This is a genomic window from Vibrio sp. 811 (assembly GCF_033339195.1).
The window spans coordinates 1-505 of record NZ_JAWOUB010001012.1 but is presented as its reverse complement, the minus strand read 5'-3'; the positions used below and the strand labels follow the sequence as shown (position 1 = coordinate 505).

The following is a 505-nucleotide window of genomic DNA, read 5'->3' as shown; positions in this document are numbered from 1 at the left end:
TTACGTCGTTTTGCGAAATACTAAATGTATGGAAAGTACATCGACTCGCAATCACAAAACTCCACCGCTACTTGGGGGTTAAACTCTCAAGTCCGCTTGTATCGACTCCTTCTAATGCATGTTTTTCAAGAAGATATGTCTCTGAGCGCTCATTGGCTTTGCGTTGTTCAATCAGTTTTTGCTGCTCTATTGTTATTCGGGTTTGACGCTCAATTGCTTCCTGTTCACTCTCACACTGTCTGAATCCATCAGACCAACCTTGAGCATACTTTTTATCAGAGTTAAATCGGGAAATGTCTTTCTTAAATTCATCAAACAAGCTTCCAGCCGCTTTGTATCCACTGTGACACCCGTCATCAAAACCCTCTGCATATTGAACAGGAAACCCTTTGGCCACCATATTGTCTTTCGTGCTTGCGCAGCCTAAAAGCCCCAAAGTGAATAAAGAGATAACGAACACATTACATTTAGACATTATTTTCATGAAGAATACCTTCGTTTAGCA

The 505-nt window shown here is 41.0% G+C and carries 1 protein-coding gene; it reads right to left on the bottom strand.

Annotated elements, in window-relative coordinates; genetic code table 11:
- Positions 1-67: 67 nt before the first annotated feature.
- Positions 68-484: a hypothetical protein gene (locus R7Q46_RS30635; RefSeq protein WP_020838025.1), complete on the bottom strand. Its 417-nt coding sequence runs from the start codon at positions 482-484 to the stop codon at positions 68-70.
- Positions 485-505 lie beyond the last annotated feature (21 nt).

Coding starts and splice junctions, on each gene's coding strand:
- R7Q46_RS30635 (WP_020838025.1), bottom strand. CDS start 484: ATGAAAATAATGTCTAAATGTAATGTGTTCGTTATCTCTTTATTCACT.